The sequence below is a fragment of the Vibrio sp. vnigr-6D03 genome (assembly GCF_002835515.1).
Lineage (GTDB): Bacteria > Pseudomonadota > Gammaproteobacteria > Enterobacterales > Vibrionaceae > Vibrio > Vibrio penaeicida.
This window is the reverse complement of record NZ_PIZL01000043.1, coordinates 1-16711: the sequence shown is the minus strand read 5'-3', so window position 1 is coordinate 16711 and position 16711 is coordinate 1. Positions and strand designations below refer to the sequence as shown.

Genomic DNA, 16711 nt, shown 5'->3' with positions numbered 1-16711 from the left:
ATTATAGGAATGCGAGTGTTTTTACACTCGCATTTTTTTTACTTACATTCCAATGGCCAAAATAGAGACTATGATTAAAAATAATCAGCAAAAGTTGGCAACCTAGCACATACCATTCAAGGAAATATCGTGATTGTTAGAAGAGCAGAGCGCAAAGACAAAGAAGAGTGGGCGACATTAAGAAACGAATTATGGCCCGATGAACTATCAATGCACAAATTGGATATAGAATCCTTTTTTGATCTTACGAGTGTTCACATTGTCGAGGTATTTGTTCTGGATAATGAAGAAGATAAGATCGTCGGTTTTATTGAGTTAAATATTCGAAGTCACGCGGAAGGAATTGATGCTAGAGGTGTCCCTTATATCGAGGGGTGGTTCATTGAGCGTGATTATCGTGGGCAAGGTTTTGGCAAAAAGCTGCTGAGGCAAGCAGAGGGTTGGGCTCGACGCCAAGGCTTTGATTGGCTAGCAAGCGATTCAGATATTAATAATTTAGCAAGTATCGCTTGCCACAATGCAGTAGGGTTTAAAGAGATGGCTAGGAACGTTTGTTTTGCAAAAAACCTTAGAACACATCAGCCAATAGATAATGAAGAATCATAGACGAATAGCGCGATATCAATAGGGATAACTTAAGAAAGTTAACCAGAGGATGTCAGCTCGTACGTTTTTTAAAACCTTCAGAGTCGACAACTTGGTTTCTGCCATGTTCTTTTGCAAAGTAAAGATATTCGTCAGCAGAATTTATGGCACACTCTAAAGGTTTCTCAAGTGATGTACCTGAAAGGGTAATAACCCCAAGGCTAACGGTTAGCCTAATGTTGTGATTGCAATTAATCACAACCATTCTTTCTATTTCTTGTCTTATGCGTTCAGCGATTTCTTTGGCTAGCTCCATTGACGAATTAGGAAGAGCAACAGCAAACTCCTCACCTCCAAGTCGTCCAAGAATATCCACATCTCTTGTCACTTCACCAATTTTCGATACAACAGCAACAAGAACCTCATCGCCAGCGGCATGACCATATGTATCGTTGATTTTTTTGAAGAAGTCGATATCTAAAATGATGAGTGAAAGAGGACGATTGATACGGATGCAAGTGGAAATGGCACGCTCAGTATAATCATTGAAACTTCGTCGGTTGAGGGCACCTGTTAGCGGATCGGTAGAAGCAAGAACACGCAATTTCTTTTCCAGCTGTTTGCGATCGCTAATGTCAGAAATGGACATAATGATCAAAAGCTGATCATCAAACATGAGCGTACTCAGTGCTATTTCTGCTTGCATTAGATTGCCAGAAGGTAACGTAATGGCGGTATCTAACCGTCGGCTACATTCCTCTTGCTCGCATTTTAAGACATCAATAACCTGCGCACGTAAAGAAGTTCGGTGCTTTACTGCAACAAGTTCTGTTGGGTTTTTACCAAGAAACTCTCTTTTAGGTTTTTGGAAAATAGTACTGATGTACTGATTAACCATAATGATTTCTTGCTTGGGGTTGCATATTACAATGCCTGTTGGTGCAGCGTTTACTAGGCCTTGAAGTTGCTTCTGAGCTTTTTGAATTTGTTCCATTCGCTGCTTCTGAAGCATTTCAAGTTGTTTGGTTAATGAAATATCGCGCAACACCAGTAACCAACGAGTACGGCTTATGGGTGTGATTCTAGCTTTTACTTGATAGTGCGTCTCGTGAGCATAAAGGTTTAATTCTGCTGCCTTGCCACCTTTGGATTGGTAGTTTTTTAGGAAGTTTTTAAGTTCTGGAGAATTAACGACGATATCCAAGTCTTCTATAGCTTTAAAATTTTCTTCAGAGTCAATAAATGGTGGGCTGAAATTACCAGAGCGAATATCCCGAACAAGACCTTCTTTATCAATCCAAAAGCTCATGTCTGGAAGCGCGTCCAATATCAAGCTAAGAGTTTGGTTCCTATTGGTTAATTCTGCGCAGCTTAGATCGAGTGTTCGTTCGGTCATTGTTAGCTGTTCTGCCATCGATTGATAGCCTTGATCAACCATTTCTATAAACGTGTTGATTTGGTCAGCGTTGAAGGTTTCCCCTTCTTTTGGTACACCATTTGGAAAAGCCTTGCGCAATTGACGTTTGAGAAGTCGGTGCATATCAAGTTTCCGAAAATGCGGTAATAGTCATCGTTTGGTTATGTAACTCTGACGGATAGTGCCTGTCATAAGGCGCGATTTCTCCATAAGAATAAAACCCACAAAGCAAGGTAGATGGACCAAGCTCGTCTTTTACTGCTTCTACTTCATCTTCGACGAGTTGTTTCAAAAGAATCTTTCGACCAACACAGCTGATTAAGATGGCAAATTGCGGAGAGTTGTCCATATCCTGTCGACACACTTCGGCAGCGGTTTGCGCACCTTCTATCAGAGTTTCAACATTTGCTCGCATTAACATGGCGGTTGCACCTGAGGGTACGTTACCAGCAAATGTAATTGAGCCCGATGTCTCATCAATGCTGAGTAGTGTGCGAACGAGTTTCGTTGATTTGCTGGGGTCGTTTATTTCCAACGGAAATCTAAGACCACTGGCTGGTAAGGTAGAAGCCAGTTCGCCTAAGTAGCTCTTGTATATGTCTAGGGCGTTCTCGTCGTCTAATTCATAAAGTGTGTTTTCTTCGGAGTGCGTGATCTTTCTTTCTAAACCAAATGGACTCCAACCACCTCGAGAGCCGTAACTCACGGAAATTGAGTCACCATAGAAGCCGACAGCAACGATCTGTTTCTCTGCTACATCATCTTGGTAGAGGACGTACGTCTTGTCGAAGGATTCGTTGTCTCCAGCAAGCCCTCCTGTCACCTTAATGTGCTCGGGGACAGCGCACTCAAACCCCTCGGTTAGCATGCAGCCATTCACATGTAGCCCATCACTGAGCACTAAAATATGCTGTAAATCGGGGGTTTCCATTAGCTGTTTCGCCATTTGGATCCCAATGTCTTTTTGGTTAACTTCTTCGTCTGGCATTTTCAGACGCAACATACGGATGGGTGTTTTCTCAAAACAAATTACCGTTACCACGAGCGCGTTATCATGCACTCGAACTCCAGAAACTTCACCTGCAGTCGAGCAGCCTGTCAGAAGCGCATCTGGCAAGTAATTGCGTAATTGTTGAATGGCATGATTTTCATTATTAATTGAGCCAAATAATAAAACCAAAGTGTTGTCACTATTAAGCTGTTTTATCTCTTCTGCATCTTGCCAATGCTTTCCGTCCCATACAGACTGAAGTGTTTTCATTCCAATGACCTAAGTTTCTTTATTCCCACTTTAAATTTAGTTTGCTTTGCTGTTATTTCAAGTTATTAGAATGGATGATTTGATTGAAATTCAACTAGTTAATTAAACTAAGGTATTTAAGGTGAACGGCTATCTGATTGTTTTCAAACATGAATAGTGAAATCAATTATTGAGATAGTTAGCTTAATTAGCGGTTAGGCAGTCTTGGAAAGAAACGGCAGTGAAAATAACAATACTTTGGGGTTGGCTTATTCTGCAAGCAGTTGAGCTAATAAGGCTAGGTTTAGGGATGAGGCATTTTCTAATTCGGTGAAATCGATATATTCATTTCCTACAACATCAAAACGCATGAGTTCGACAGCTTCTGTATCGTATTCGGGATGTGTAGAACTCAGAACATACTGACCTTTACCAAATTTTCCTTTGATAACCGCTGCTGGAGCATTTGGTAAATCAGAGAATGTTGCGATGACTTCAACATCTTCGTCTGGCACAGCTTTGAATAAGCTACCGCCCATATAGAGGGAAGATTGGAGTAGGGTGTTTGATCCTTGAAGGACATTTAAAGAAACAACGTTAGGTTTTGTGCTGTTAAAATTGTCCCCCACACCAAAATACTCAATGGGACCTTCAGCCGTGCCATTAAAAAACGCCAGTTCGTTTGAGGTTTCAATTTCAAATGGTGAATTTTTTGCCCAAAGAGTACGCGCACATGCCATATAAGCACCTGCACATATCCCAAGATAAAAACCCCCATTTGCAACGTAATCTTTAATTAACGTGTTGGCTTTACCATTTAACTTGGCTGACTTGTAACGGCTTGCGCCACCAGGCATCACGAAGAGGTCGGTATCTTGAGTCAAAGCTCCTTCAAGAATTTCATTGGCATTAACAAAAAAAACGTTCTGTTTGCCACGAAGTTTTGCCAACGCATAATACAGAATATGGTTGTTTGAAACGTTGTCGGTATAAATTAGAGTTTTCACAATCGTTCCTCCTTCGCGGCAAACTTTTTTACATACAAGACATTTATATATGAGATTGGCTAGAGTAGGGGATCTATGCCGCTCTTGATAGTAAACTTGCAGGTCGAGCTTTTGCGATTGCCGATGTTAACAGACCAGCAATAATGGCCTTGATGATGTCACCTGGAATAAAGGCGGTAACAAGAGCCGCGGACTCAAGAAACGTTTTCTTAAGAACGATAGCCATACCAGCAATACCAAATACATACATCACGATAATTCCGCCAATCATAGACGCAACGCTGGCTATAAGAGTTAGGTTACCGCTACGCCACTTTTCTACTATGAATCCTGTTACGAACGCAGCAATTGGCCAGCCAATTAAGAAGCCGCCAGTAGCGCCAAAGAAGAGTCCGATTCCACCACGACCACCTGACAATAGTGGAAGACCAATAGCGACGAGCAACAAGAACAAAAGTACGGCTAATCCACCACGTTTTGCGCCCAAGATAGTGCCACAAAGCATAATGCCTAAACTTTGTGCAGTGATGGGGACGCCAAATGCCAACGTAATTTTGGGGATCAAGCCAAGGGCGGCTATCAAGCCCGCAAAAAGAGCGGTATAAGCAATGTTCTTTTCCATTTATTTTTTCTCCAGATTAGTAGTGCCACCGCGAGCTCTAATAGCTTCGGCAACGTGGTCCGCATCGTCCAGTGCAAGAACGGTAAAAGGTAAAATAATGCGCCAGCCAGATCGTTTGGTAGAACGAGCTCGCCAAGCGAAAGTCAGGCTTTGTCCTTTGGAAATCAAAACGGGAGTCATGCGAATGACTAACGCGATAGCTAGCTCTAGGGCTTGAGTACTTAAGCCTAAACGCCTAAATGGGCGCGATAAGAAATGCACCACATCAATCATATCGGATAGTCGTGTTGTCATCGTCACCAAGTTTGCAAGTGCGACGGCAGATAGCATTCGGATAACGATAACCGCACCAAGTTGGTATTCCTCTGTCCATGTATGCCATGCAAGTACAATAGCGACGAATGGCCATAAAATTTTTAGCTGCCGACAACCGTGTAGGAAAAACACTTTGCCCGGCAAGGCATAAAGAACAATAACTAGAGCAAGAAAAACGCTATGTAAGAGGACACTTTCCACGAAAAATAAACTGATTGTGACAACACCGAGTAGAGCAAGCTTTAGCCCTGCACTCCAGTTATGTGCTCTCGTTTCAATTGGTGAGGTTAGAGATATCATCGCTGTCTCCCAATCTATTCATTTCTGCAAGGTAGTTTGGCAACACTGCTTCAGGCGTGCCCACTTCCTCAATTTGTCCAGATTCTAACCATAATATTTGGTCATAATGTTCGATATCAGCAGGATCGTGGCTGATATGTACCAAGCACCCATCGAAGGAATCTAAGTACCGCTGAAGTTGTCGTTTTGTAGGAATATCTAACCCTGCGAACGGTTCATCTAAGATAATGAGTTTGGGCTGCATAGCGACAATAGACATTAGGCAAACTAAGTGCTTTTGACCTTGTGATAGAGAGGCGGTATGAACATCTTGCCAGTGAGTTTTGCCAAACTTAGCCAAAATGTTTAAAGCATTCGACTTCGCCTCAGCTTTACTTTGCCCCTGCTGTCGTAAGCCGAACACAAGTTCCTCAATAACAGTAGGGAAGATGATTTGATGATCGGGATTTTGAAATAAGATGCCAATTTGTGCGACAGCCGCACCTCTATTCTTGTAGGGATCGATACCTGCTACTTCCAATTTACCAGTCTGTATTTCGATTAAGCCGGATAAAACACGTGATAGGGTCGATTTTCCTGAGCCATTGCGACCAATTATTCCCAAGCGGCGAGACTTGGTTGCAAAAGACACGTTCTTAAGGACTCGGTTGCCTTCTATATCTAGGCATACGCTCTGCATCTCAATTAATGAATTCTGAGCAGCATTGGTTGGTATTTTGTCGTCTGAGCTTGTCATGTCTTTATTCGTGTCTAGGTGAATGGCAACCTAACGCTAATTGAGTTGGCGATGATTTGTGACGCGCATACTATCAACTTGAATTTGCAGGGTAAACCACCAATAGATTGTGGAGACTATTTTAGAGGTGAGTAAGTAACCTGAACTCGGGATAACAACTTGCTTTCTAATGGCTCTTTTCACCTAATACTGCGTTGAACCCTCTCCCAATAACCCGTTATTGATTCGTGGTTTCGCCTTGTCTTAAGTGAAAATTTCTCATTAGAATGCCTCGATATAAAATTTTCAATTATTTTTAAGGGTTAGCTAACCTCTTATCCCGAGTTCAGGTTAAGTAAGGTGGTCGTGTGATTTTCAAGCGAGGTTTGGGCGACAAGTGTAAGAATACCGCACGACACAAGAATATCCCCCAACACGACGATTCAGTGGTGATTTGATGAGCTAGGTCGGTATAATGATATCTATCTCCCAAAAGACAGTATGAGTGCGTAGCAAAAGATGAGAGAGAAGCTCCAAACCAATACCCATCCGGCTATTTCTTTTGAAGAACTGCCTTCAGATGTGTACATGAATTTTGATGCGTTCAATTCGAATACTGTTACGCGAGAACATTGCCACGTTTGGGGGCAATTGCAATTTATTCGAGGCGGGATGTTGGAGCTGTTTGCTAATAAGACTCGATTTCTAGCGCCGCCCAATTTGGCAATATGGGTCCCTGCTGGTGTATTGCACCACAGTTTTAATAGAAAGCCTTTGGATTACTGTTCGCTCAATGTCAGTGCTGACAAAACAAAGCACATGCCAAAACAGACTTGCCTATTGGGTGTAACGCCGATTATGACAGCCATTATCGAAGATTTTCGGCAGAGAGACGTGTGTTCGGCAGAATCGGAGCAAGATAAGCGATTAGTTGATGTTTTACTGGATCAATTGGCAATGGCACCTGAGAAACATCATTTTTTACCCACCTCCAGTCACAAGATGTTAGCCCCTATTCTAAGAGGCTTAGAAGAGAACCCAACTAACAACGACTCATTGAAAAACTGGGCTGCTCGCGTTCACACTACCGAGCGGTCTCTTGCAAGGCACTGCCAAAGCGAATTGGGGATGAGTTTTACTGAGTGGCGTTTACGTATACGTTATCTTCACTCTATGGAGTTACTTCGTAAAGGTAAGTCGGTAAAGGAAACTGCGTTTCTTCTGGGTTACAACCAAGCCAGCCCATTTATAACCATGTTCAAACGCTACGCTGGAATGACACCGGATCAATATAAAGTGAATCGACCAGTATAAAAAATGCCCGCATGTTTGCGGGCATCTGATATGGGTTACTTAATCGATGTATCGATTAGTATTAACGAGTTACTTTACTTTCCACTCAATCTGCTCACCAGCACGGATTGGCACAACAATGTCGCTACCGAATGGCATAGTTTCAGCTACATCCCAAGATTCTTTAACCAGTGTAACCGTATCTTGGTTGCGAGGAAGCCCGTAAAAATCCGGACCATTGTGGCTTGCAAAACCTTCAAGGTTTTCTAGCTTGCCTTCGTTATCAAAAACTTCTGCGTAAAGTTCTACTGCAGCGTGAGCAGTGTAAGAGCCTGCACAACCACAAGCGGATTCTTTCGCTCCTTTTGCGTGTGGTGCAGAATCTGTCCCTAGGAAGAACTTTTTGCTGCCGCTGGTGGCTGCTTCAATCAACGCTTGTTGGTGCGTATTGCGTTTTAAAATTGGCAAGCAGTAGAAATGTGGTTTGATGCCGCCCACTAACATGTGATTACGGTTAAACAGTAAGTGGTGCGCGGTAATTGTTGCCGCGACGTTTTCGTTCGCGTTCTTCACAAAGGTTGCAGCGTCGGAAGTTGTAATGTGCTCAAGAACGATCTTCAGGTTAGGGAAGTCGTTAACGATAGGGGCAAGAACGGTATCTAGAAACTTCTTCTCGCGGTCGAATATATCGACGTCGTGAGTGGTGACTTCACCGTGAATCAAAAGCAACATGCCAACTTCTTGCATGGTTTCTAACACATGGTAGATATTTTTAGCGTTTGTAACACCTGAATCAGAGTTGGTTGTTGCGCCCGCAGGATACAGTTTCGCGGCTACAATTTTACCGGAAGCTTTTGCCTTGCGAATTTCATCAGAAGTGGTGTTGTCCGTTAGGTAAAGAGACATTAGTGGCTCAAATTGATCACTAGGGTTCTGTGCCATAATGCGCTCGCGGTAAGCTAACGCTTTGTCGGTATCGGTTGCAGGTGGGATGGTATTTGGCATTATCAGAGCACGACCATTATAGCGGCTGATATCGCGCACGGTGTCGGTTAGAACATCGCCATCGCGTAAGTGAACGTGCCAGTCGTCAGGACGAGTGATAGTAATTGTTGTCATTGATAAAGCTCCCACCAGGTTAAGATAAAACAGGAGCCTAAAAGTAGGAATTCGACGAAAAGTCTAAAAACGCAACCGTTTAGGCGACAGGATGATAGACAAAAACACGTGATCTTTCACGCCTTTTTTACCTTCGAGTCTATTAAAGGTGCTTTTACATCATTTGGTGTCCCACCTTTCCCTAGTCACATGACTCAGTTCGAAAGAGGTATTTATAACCTAAGTATGTTTAGTAAACGTTTGTGTCGAATTAGTCAGCTTGAAAAGCGTGAATAACTTACATAACGTATAATTAGATGCTTTTTCTAACTGATACGTCAAGGTGTAACAAAGTGTGAATCTTTCTCTCGATTCATCGTATTCATTATTGTACCGTTATCCTAAATCGAGCATCACTTATGACTCCCTAAGCATTCAAGTAATAACTTCCAGCTTCCATTATTGAAAATCACAAAGACAAAAGTCTTTTAGAGTAGTGAATAACAATGACAAAACCGTACTTATCGCAAATTAACGTTTTTCCTGTTAAATCCATCGGAGGAATTCGACTTTCAAAAGCTTGGGTAGAGAAGCAAGGGCTGACTTTCGACCGTAGGTTCATGGTTGCGGCGATGGATGGTTCAATGGTCACGGCGAGAAAACACCCCAATATGGTGAAAGTACACGCTGTGCTTCAACTTGATGGATTTGTTATGACGTACCCAGGAATGCCGACGTTAAGGCTACGTTACGCTGATTTAGAAAGAGAAGTGATGTCAGCAAAGGTTTGGAACGACAATTTTAATGCGTTGTCGACGACTCAGGTGGCGAACGATTGGTTTAGTCAAATTTTGGGCATACCAGTTCAGCTGCTTTATTGTGGTGAGCAGTCGAACCGCGTTAGAGAAAAAATCCAAACGAACGTTAGCTTTGCTGATGGTTATCCGCTCCTTGTGATCAGCGAAGCTTCACTAGTGGAATTGAACAAAAGAAGTGGCGAAACCAATTCAATGGATCAATTCCGAACCAACTTGGTGGTTTCTGATACTGAACCTTTTGCAGAAGACGGTTGGAAGCGAATCAAAATTGGTGATGTCGAATTTGAAGCGGTAAAGCCATGCGAAAGATGCATTCTAACGACAGTAAATACACAAACTGGGGAGTTTAAAACCTCAAAAGAACCGCTAAAGACATTATCCACCTTTCGAGCAAACGAACGGGGAGGTGTATTCTTTGGTCAAAATCTTGTTGCTAAAAATGAAGGGATTATTCGCGCCGGTGATGTCGTGGAAGTTTTAGAAGCAAAGCCCAAGGAAGAGTACAAAGATAATTCGAAAGACAAGTTAACGCTCACATGTGTGGAGAAAGAAACCATAGCACGTGATTTTGTGACGTTTTGGATGGAGCCTGCGAAGGGCACCTTACCCGGCTATCTACCTGGGCAACATCTGCCAGTAGAAATTGATACACCAGCAGGTAAACTTTCTCGCCGCTACACCTTATCTTCCAGTCCGACACGACCTGGCAGATATGCCATATCGGTAAAACGAATCAATGAAGGATCGGTGTCAAATTGGCTGCACGATCGATTCAAAGTGGGGGACACGCTGGTGGCAGATACACCTGATGGCGCATTCCACCTCACTAACGCGCTTCATCCCTTGTTACTAATGTCCGCAGGCAGTGGTGTGACTCCAATGCTTTCTATGCTTCGTTACTTGTCGGATCACGACCAAGTTAATAACGTTGTTTTTTATCACCAATGCAGTACTGAGCGAGACATCCCTTGCCGTAAAGAGTTAGAAAAGCTGAATATGATTTATCCGGGGTTGCATGTGGTGATCTCTTTAACGCAACCAGATTCCAGTTGGCACGGGTTGACGGGGCGGCTGTCACTAAGCCACATAAAGAAAATACCCGACCTGTTATCAAGGCAAGTCTTTGTATGTGGTCCTAGTGGCTTTATGACCAAATCTAAGAATCTTTTGATGAAAATGGGGTTGGATGAAAGCCATTATCATCAGGAAGCATTCGGCGTAGCCAAGTCAGTTGAATTGCCGTTGAAAGAGATAAAAGTAACGGTGGATGGAAAAACGTTTGAAGGGAATAACCAACAGCCCCTTTTGAATCAGGTGGAAGGTGCTGGAATGAGTATAGCGAACAGTTGCCGAGCGGGGCTTTGTGGCGCGTGTCGCGTGAAAGTCATTCGCGGGGAGTTTGAAACGCCAGATGTACCAGCGTCGATGCCAGAAGATAAAGCGAATGACATTGTTTTGGCTTGTTGCAGTACACCCCTTGGTGACGTCTCGATATCGACAGACCTTAAAGCTTAACGGTTACCAAAAAAAACAGAGAACTTGGGTTCTCTGTTTTTTATTGGTGGAAGTCACTCAATTTGGTTGGTTTTACTCAGCCTAATCGGTGCTCTAGCACTTAGTCATAAATGGTAGGAATAGGCTGACGTTTGTGCTGAGTTGCTTTGTAAATCGCAACGAGCTTTTGGGTGACCTCTTCAGAGACAGGTTTTCCTTCAAGGAAGTCGTCTATTTGATCGTAAGTGAGATTCAGAGCGTCTTCATCTGCTTTCTGTGGTGCAAGTTCTTCTAAATCGGCTGTTGGAACCTTATGAACAAGCAGCTCTGGCGCGCCTAAGGTGTCCGCAATTTCGCGAACCTGACGTTTGCTCAAACCAAACAGCGGTGCTAGGTCACACGCTCCATCTCCGAATTTAGTATAGAAGCCAGTAATGTTCTCAGCAGAGTGATCGGTTCCTAGAACTAAACCACCGACATAACCTGCAATTTCGTACTGTGCGACCATTCGAGCGCGTGCTTTGACATTCCCTTTTACGAAATCAATTTTCGCTGGGTCTTGAGGGAGTAAATTGGTGTCTCTAAGTGCGATGTGAGAAGCGCCATGTAAGCCATCTACACCCGCTTGAATGTTTACGGATACAGAATGTGAAGGTTGTATAAAACTCAGTGCCAGTTGTGCTTCGTCTTCGTCTTTTTGTTCGCTGTAGGGAAGGCGTACTGCAATAAATTGATAGCCAGCGTTGTCAGACTCTTCATTAAGCTTGTCTACTGCGAGTTGAGCCAGTCTTCCGCATGTAGTGGAATCGACACCGCCACTAATACCCAAAATTAAAGACTTACAACCAGACTCTTGAAGTTTACGCTTAATAAAATCAACGCGACGCTGAATTTCAAAATGAGGATCGATCGAAGCCAATACTCGCATCTCGTCACGGATTTGATGTTCCATTCTGTTTCCTTATTGTGCTGCCGAGTTTTCATACCTAAGTGAGTTAAAGGTGGCACTCTAAACCGTATATTTTATAACCCTGTATCTTAGGGTCACTTGGATATATCATACCCCAATCTTTTTATTATTAAACACCGATTTGCCTGAAAAAGTAACCGAAATGGAATTCTCGGATACTTGGGCTGAAGTGTTACAAATGATGGAATTTCTTCCAGTAACGAATGTATGAAAAATATTGCAATTTTTGGTAGTGCTTTCAACCCACCAACTCTTGGACATAAAAGTGTTATCGAATCATTAACGCATTTCGATAAAGTATTGCTCGTGCCAAGCTATGCGCATGCATGGGGAAAAGAGATGGCAGATTTCGGTGTAAGGTGTCAGATGGTAGACGGATTTATTTCGGATATAGCTCAAACTAATATTGAATTGTGCCAAATAGAAGAGAACTTATATCGCCCAGAAGAGAGTGTAACGACGTATGCACTTTTAAATGCCCTCCAAGAAACCTACCCCGATGCGGAACTAACGTTTGTTATTGGTCCTGATAATTTCTTTAACTTTTCCAAGTTTTACTGTTCTCAAGAGATCACCAAGCGCTGGTCAGTCATGGCATGCCCTGAAAGAATTCCAGTCCGGAGCACGCTAATTCGTGAGAAATTGGCTCAAAATGAATCGATATCAGCTCTAACTACCCGATCTGTCAATAATTTCTTGCGAAATCACGCGTTGTATCGGAAGATATAGGAAGAATTTTTTAGAGGGCTCACATCGATGACCAAACGTAGTTACAATTTACTTTGTATGCTTGGCTTCTTTACGATTCCTGCTTTTGCGTGTAGTTCTTTTCAGTCTCCAACCTCAATTATGATGGTCGAAAAAGAGCAAGATTCGGTTTGTGCATCGATTGCACATTCATTTGATGCTTTTACCTCAAGCCTCACATCTGTGAAAGACTTTATAATCGACCCAGTGAGTAACGACGATTACTGGGAAGAATGGACGCTTAAAAGTGGCAGTGATCCGTTGCTATATTCAAGTGTTGAAAGTAATCATTTTGGTATCGGCGTCTGGATGCCAGACGAATATGACAGCCAATTTGATGACATGACTTATTCTGAAAAGCTTGAAGCTACGGGTTTGAAATTCAGTTTAGGTTTAGGTGAAAGGGACGACAACGAGCCGCGAATGCGAATTGACTATCGTTGGCATAACTTACAGCCTGGCGACGTGATGTTACAAGTGGAAGTGCCTTTTTAAGGCACTTTTCTATTTTATCTCTCTTGTTTTTCTTCTTCTTACTTTTATCTCACTTTCTATGAACCTTCGCCGCTTTTTATAAGCCTGCGTTTATAAGCTTTCACCCATTACCAACATTGCCAATTGTTCGAATTCTTCTTCTCGACCAGCAAAAAACTCGTCAATGACAACGTTTCTCTTCGTGCCTGATTGCATTTTCTTTTTGGCTTCTCGAAGGCTCAACACCAATAACAATTCTTTGCTTAAACTGCTTTCTTCATCTGCGCTCCACTGGGATATCTGCATACTCAGTGGCGACATATCGAGTAGGGGTCTTAGAGTTCTTGATTCGTCTCGTATTACATCCAAAAGGTTGTTTATTTCTTCGTCTTTAAGTTTTTGCTGAGAAAGCTTCTCTAATATGGCTTTAGAGACAGGTGGCAAGGAAACGAAGCCCGCTTGAGTAGGGAATTTGTCCTGCAAGCGCACAGAGAAATCGATTTGAGAAACCGTTGAACCTGGAACGAAAGTAACAGACGTTAAACAATCTATAGGCAGCCAAATTGCGCTGTCTTGTTCTACTGCATATTCATTCTTTCCAAGCTTCACTAAAACCAGCCCTGATTCAACATAAATTATGCTGTGCTTAAGACGTTTTTTGCGAGGTGTGGTTACCAGAAATGAGTAAACTGTATTTTGATGCTCTACTGCATAATTCATAAAGGGTTTCCGGATACTTTAACTGTGGAAAAGAGTATCTTTTATTAGTGTAAATGCCAATGAAAACTGGGACATTTAGCAGATTATCAAGTCAGAGTTAGGTGATTTCTAACTCGATGAAGGAATAAATACCACATTTATGACTCTACACCTTATACGAGAGATCGGTGCAAAGAAAAAACGAGGCTCTCTTTAGTGAAAGGGCAATGTGATATCAGTAAATGCCCTTCGCGCACAACAATTAAGTGGGCTTAGTATATAATCTGGTCTGACCTTAATTAAACGAGGCATTCATTAGCTGCTTGTTTTCTCAAGTACGCGTAGAATATGCCGGATTTTAAAATTGACGTATAGATTAGATGACTAATAAAACGGATCCTTATAAAGAAATTCGTCCGTACAATGATGACGAGATTCCCGCTGCCATTGAACGCCTAATTAATGATGAAGAATTTATCTCTGCTATCTTAGAGCATCGCTTCAGTAACCATGCAAGTTGGTTTAAAAATATAGTCAGTCCAATGGTTAAGGTTTACCTTAAGTTCAAGTGGGCTAAATTGGATTCCGTTGAAGCAATTCAATTAGAAGTCGAAAAATACCTCAGTAAAACGCTCGACGTGACGACTGACGGTGTAACTTATTCTGGTTTGGAACAGCTAGATAAGAATACCCCATACTTGTTCATCTCAAACCACCGAGATATCGCGATGGATCCTGCTTTGGTGAACTGGGGGTTGTATAACAATCAGCATAAGACCGTCCGTATTGCTATCGGCGATAATCTTTTGAAGAAACCGTGCGCGACTGAGCTTATGAAGCTGAACAAAAGCTTTATAGTAAAACGCAGTGCAAAAGCGCCGCGTGAAATGATGAAAGCGCTTGGGCAATTGTCTTCTTACATAAAACACTCTTTAGATACCGATAACTCTATCTGGATTGCGCAGAAAGAGGGGAGAGCTAAAGATGGGAACGACAAAACAGATCCAGCCATTCTAAAAATGTTGCATGTAGAAGGCAGAAAACAAAAAATGCCTTTCTCTGAATACATAAAAACGCTGAAAATTGTACCGGTAGCGATTTCTTACGAAAACGACCCTTGTGATATTGCCAAAGCAAAAGAACTGTTTGAAAAATCAGAGTCAGGCAGTTACGAGAAAAGTGAATTTGAAGATATCGAAAGTATCATTCAGGGGATAGTAGGGTACAAAGGTCGAGTTCATGTTAGTTTCGGCAACGTAATTGAAGACGAATTTGAAACACCGGATGAGTTAGCTCAGGAAATTGATGATCAGATTCACTCTATCTACAAGCTCTTTCCAATCAACTATTATGCCGCTGCTGATGCAGAGCATGCCGACTCAAAAGCGAAGGAATCACTGGACAATAAATTACGAGAATTACCAGAAGGTGCGCATGACTTCCTGAAACAAATGTATGCTAACCCAGTAGCGAACCAAAGCTAGGTTTTTCAGCTTTATACCCGAAGAAGCTCGCCTATGAGAGTTTAGACTCTGAGCCTCTTCACCTTTAAAGCCATATACATTCAAAGAAATTGGAAAGGAGCGTTATTGCCTAACGCTCCTTTTTTGTTTTCTGCTGTATAAATCGCGTGTTCTAAGGCTAATAGAGGGAGAGGGTTACCTTGCTACAGCCCCACCAAGCTTTAAGTCTTTTGGCCAATATGTAATCTGATTGCCGCCAAGGTATATGTTGCCATCAACCGTTAGTTCATCGGGAAGTTTGGTTATATTGGAACCGCCGATATACAAGTTTCCCTCCACTGTTAAGGGCTGAGGAAGCTCCTTCAAAGGGGTGCGAATAACGCTAAGGTCACCTGTCACAATTAACCCTGGTGGTAAGGTTTCAAGAGGAGTATCTGTAAAATTAAGGTAGCCCCCCACTTTCACGCCAGCATTCCATGTGGTTATTTGTGAACCAAGAAAGTTGCCATATCCCTTTATGTTGGTTCCTTTTGCTATAAAAGAAAGCTGGCTGTTTGAGGCATCTAAGCTCCCTCCAATTTCCAAACCTTTGGGCAATTTCTTAATGGCTGTTTTCGCAATGTTCAGGTTTTTTTTCACCACCATCCCGTCAGGAAGAGATGTGTAGTGAGTATTTCTTAGATTTACATTGCCATAAGTGTCAATGTGGTTCAGTAATTTATATTGATCCAGTGGTTTGGTGTGGGCAATACCGCTCAACAGCAACCCAATGAACAAATAACCTGCTTTCATACGCACTCAAGTTCAAACTGTGACTATCATCTGATAGTAAGCGTTAAGCGTTGCTATGTATACCCAAGTCATTCCAGTATCGGGACCTAGATATTGGAGAAAGTATTGCTGTGTAGGGCTACATGTCCTGCTAAGGTTATAGATGAGCAAGTACGCTCAATATGCGTAAAATCAAAGCCTTGTCTTATATAGAGTTTACAAGGGCATAATCAACTTAACTTGAGGGTCATTATGGGTAAACTTCTTATATTCGCAATCTCGATTCTTTCTGTTGGTGTTCATGCCAAAACGGTAACAACGCCGAAATCTTCAGTCATCGTTACTGATGGCAAACTGTTTGAAAAAGTGTGTTACTACGAAGATAAAGCGTACACGCTCGGTGCTGTGATTCAGGTAGGTGAGTTGTACTTAATTTGCAGTAAAGAGCAAGAATTTGAGTTGAATGGGGATCTAAGATGGCTTCAATTGGAACAGGGTGGATGATGGGATCCGATCTTGTTTAAGGGCGGCTAGAGAAAGCCGCCTATCTAATGTTTATCTGTACTAATTCAGACTTGATCTGACAGTTACCCACTTTGCGACTCGGTGCCTGTCAGATTATATTTGGGCTAAATTCTTTTCAGCCCAGATTGATTTCCCATCCTCTAATGTTTCTATTGGCG

General features: G+C 42.4%; 17 protein-coding genes. 7 read left to right on the top strand and 10 right to left on the bottom strand.

The window, feature by feature from the left end:
* Window positions 1-129 precede the first annotated feature (129 nt).
* On the top strand, window positions 130-606 hold the full coding sequence (locus tag CW749_RS24760) for a GNAT family N-acetyltransferase (protein WP_101115142.1): 477 nt from the start codon (window positions 130-132) through the stop codon (window positions 604-606).
* Window positions 607-658: 52 nt separating this feature from the next.
* On the opposite strand, the gene CW749_RS24755 is transcribed toward CW749_RS24760, so the two are convergent.
* The 6 genes from CW749_RS24755 to CW749_RS24730 form a co-directional block, all read right to left on the bottom strand.
* Window positions 659-2125, bottom strand: a complete 1467-nt coding sequence (locus CW749_RS24755; protein ID WP_101115141.1) for a sensor domain-containing diguanylate cyclase — start codon at window positions 2123-2125, stop codon at window positions 659-661.
* Between the two features lies 1 nt (window position 2126).
* The gene (locus CW749_RS24750; RefSeq protein WP_101115140.1) at window positions 2127-3263 is read right to left on the bottom strand and encodes an FIST N-terminal domain-containing protein; all 1137 of its coding nucleotides are present in this window, start codon (window positions 3261-3263) and stop codon (window positions 2127-2129) included.
* A 248-nt stretch (window positions 3264-3511) separates the two neighbouring features.
* Window positions 3512-4249 (bottom strand): BPL-N domain-containing protein, encoded by a 738-nt coding sequence (locus CW749_RS24745; RefSeq protein ID WP_101115139.1) that lies wholly within the window; start codon window positions 4247-4249, stop codon window positions 3512-3514.
* Window positions 4250-4322: 73 nt separating this feature from the next.
* Window positions 4323-4871 (bottom strand): biotin transporter BioY, encoded by a 549-nt coding sequence (locus CW749_RS24740; protein ID WP_101115138.1) that lies wholly within the window; start codon window positions 4869-4871, stop codon window positions 4323-4325.
* Entirely contained in the window at window positions 4872-5486 is a 615-nt protein-coding gene (locus tag CW749_RS24735) for an energy-coupling factor transporter transmembrane component T (protein ID WP_101115137.1), read from the bottom strand.
* Window positions 5461-6222 carry an ABC transporter ATP-binding protein gene (locus CW749_RS24730; RefSeq protein WP_101115136.1) on the bottom strand — a complete coding sequence of 254 codons (762 nt, stop codon included), beginning with the start codon at window positions 6220-6222 and terminating at the stop codon, window positions 5461-5463. The genes CW749_RS24735 and CW749_RS24730 overlap by 26 nt, the downstream gene beginning before the upstream one ends.
* A 498-nt stretch (window positions 6223-6720) precedes the next feature.
* Here CW749_RS24730 and CW749_RS24725 point away from each other — a divergent pair, with 498 nt between their 5' ends.
* Complete coding sequence (locus tag CW749_RS24725) at window positions 6721-7515, top strand: helix-turn-helix transcriptional regulator (RefSeq protein WP_101115135.1); 795 nt, start codon at window positions 6721-6723, stop codon at window positions 7513-7515.
* 69 nt (window positions 7516-7584) lie between these two features.
* On the opposite strand, the gene pyrC is transcribed toward CW749_RS24725, so the two are convergent.
* On the bottom strand, window positions 7585-8613 hold the full coding sequence (pyrC, locus tag CW749_RS24720; RefSeq protein WP_101115134.1) for a dihydroorotase: 1029 nt from the start codon (window positions 8611-8613) through the stop codon (window positions 7585-7587).
* A gap of 485 nt (window positions 8614-9098) precedes the next feature.
* Between pyrC and CW749_RS24715 the strand changes: the two genes are divergently transcribed.
* The gene (locus CW749_RS24715; RefSeq protein ID WP_101115133.1) at window positions 9099-10925 is read left to right on the top strand and encodes a hybrid-cluster NAD(P)-dependent oxidoreductase; all 1827 of its coding nucleotides are present in this window, start codon (window positions 9099-9101) and stop codon (window positions 10923-10925) included.
* A gap of 100 nt (window positions 10926-11025) precedes the next feature.
* Here CW749_RS24715 and nadE read toward each other — a convergent pair whose 3' ends face one another.
* Window positions 11026-11856, bottom strand: a complete 831-nt coding sequence (gene nadE / locus CW749_RS24710) for an ammonia-dependent NAD(+) synthetase (protein WP_101115132.1) — start codon at window positions 11854-11856, stop codon at window positions 11026-11028.
* Window positions 11857-12081: 225 nt separating this feature from the next.
* Between nadE and CW749_RS24705 the strand changes: the two genes are divergently transcribed.
* Both CW749_RS24705 and CW749_RS24700 read left to right on the top strand, forming a co-directional pair.
* Window positions 12082-12603, top strand: coding sequence for a nicotinate-nicotinamide nucleotide adenylyltransferase (locus tag CW749_RS24705; protein WP_101115131.1), 522 nt, complete (start codon window positions 12082-12084; stop codon window positions 12601-12603).
* Window positions 12604-12630: 27 nt separating this feature from the next.
* The gene (locus CW749_RS24700) at window positions 12631-13116 is read left to right on the top strand and encodes a hypothetical protein (RefSeq protein ID WP_101115130.1); all 486 of its coding nucleotides are present in this window, start codon (window positions 12631-12633) and stop codon (window positions 13114-13116) included.
* Between the two features lie 90 nt (window positions 13117-13206).
* Here CW749_RS24700 and CW749_RS24695 read toward each other — a convergent pair whose 3' ends face one another.
* Complete coding sequence (locus CW749_RS24695) at window positions 13207-13815, bottom strand: AraC family transcriptional regulator (protein ID WP_101115129.1); 609 nt, start codon at window positions 13813-13815, stop codon at window positions 13207-13209.
* Window positions 13816-14174: 359 nt separating this feature from the next.
* Here CW749_RS24695 and CW749_RS24690 point away from each other — a divergent pair, with 359 nt between their 5' ends.
* Window positions 14175-15278, top strand: a complete 1104-nt coding sequence (locus CW749_RS24690) for a 1-acyl-sn-glycerol-3-phosphate acyltransferase (RefSeq protein ID WP_101115128.1) — start codon at window positions 14175-14177, stop codon at window positions 15276-15278.
* A gap of 174 nt (window positions 15279-15452) precedes the next feature.
* Here the strand turns inward: CW749_RS24690 and CW749_RS24685 are convergent, their stop codons facing one another.
* Entirely contained in the window at window positions 15453-16049 is a 597-nt protein-coding gene (locus CW749_RS24685) for a hypothetical protein (protein WP_101115127.1), read from the bottom strand.
* A 231-nt stretch (window positions 16050-16280) separates the two neighbouring features.
* On the opposite strand from CW749_RS24685, the gene CW749_RS24680 reads away from it, so the two are divergent.
* Window positions 16281-16532: a YnjH family protein gene (locus CW749_RS24680; RefSeq protein WP_101115126.1), complete on the top strand. Its 252-nt coding sequence runs from the start codon at window positions 16281-16283 to the stop codon at window positions 16530-16532.
* The last annotated feature ends 179 nt before the right edge of the window (window positions 16533-16711 follow it).